The following is a 1,041-nucleotide window of genomic DNA, read 5'->3' as shown; positions in this document are numbered from 1 at the left end:
CGCGGCGTCCAGCGCCGCCTGCGCCGCCGCCATGCCGCGCCTTGCCGCGTCGCGCTCCAGCCCGCGCACCCGGGCCAGCACCGCCAGGTGATCACGCCGCATCGGCCAGCACCTCCCGCAAGGCCGCGAAGCTCTCCTCCAGCGGCGTCGCCTCGCCACGGTCCTGCGCGATCAGCGCCTCGATGCGCGGGGCCAGGCGCAGCGCCAGGTCCACCTCCGAATCGCTGCCCGCGCGATAGGCGCCGAGCCGCACCAGCTCCGCCATCTCCGCCTGCAGCGCCAGCACGCGCCGGGCCTGCGCCACCGCCGCGCGCTGGTCGGGATCCAGGCAGCCCGGCACGGTGCGCGACAGGCTGCGCAGCACGTCCACCGCCGGGTAGCGGCCGCGCTCCGCGATGGCGCGGTCCAGCACGACATGCCCATCCAGGATGCCGCGCACCGCATCCGCCACCGGCTCGTCGTGGTCGTCGCCCTCCACCAGCACCGTGGTGAGAAGCGTGATGGAGCCGGCGCAGCCCTCCGGCCCCGGTCCCGCGCGCTCCAGCAGGCGCGGCAGCTCGGCGAAGACGCTCGGCGGATGGCCGCGCGTCGCCGGCGGCTCACCCGCGGCCAGCCCCATCTCGCGGCAGGCCAGCGCGAAGCGCGTCACGCTGTCCAGCAGCAGCAGCACGCGCTTGCCTTCGTCGCGGAAATGCTCGGCCACCGTCATCGCGGCCACCGCCGCTTCCCGCCGCAGCGGCGCCGGCGCGTCGGAGGTGGCGCAGACCACCACGCTGCGCGCCAGGCGCTGCGGCCCGAGATCGTCCTCGAGGAATTCCCGCAACTCGCGCCCGCGCTCGCCGACCAGGCCGAGCACCGTCACGTCGAAGCCGGGCGCACCGGCCAGCATCGCCAGCAGCGTGGACTTGCCGATGCCGGAGGCGGCGAAGAGGCCGAGCCGCTGCCCCTCCCGCATCGTGCAGAACAGGTCGAGCGCGCGCACGCCAAGCCCGATGCGCGGTCCGAGCCGCGCGCGCGTGCCGGGCGGCGGCGGCGCGGCCA

The 1,041-nt window shown here is 76.7% G+C and carries 1 protein-coding gene; it reads right to left on the bottom strand.

Features of this window, described 5'->3' with window-relative positions:
- Positions 1 to 91: 91 nt before the first annotated feature.
- A partial coding sequence (locus tag OZN99_RS32325; RefSeq protein WP_270939280.1) for a FliI/YscN family ATPase occupies positions 92 to 1,041 on the bottom strand: 950 nt, incomplete at its 5' end.

This window comes from Falsiroseomonas oryzae (assembly GCF_027856955.1).
Taxonomy (GTDB): domain Bacteria; phylum Pseudomonadota; class Alphaproteobacteria; order Acetobacterales; family Acetobacteraceae; genus Falsiroseomonas; species Falsiroseomonas oryzae.
Note: the sequence above shows the minus strand (reverse complement) of the source record. Positions and strands in the feature narration are given on the sequence as shown.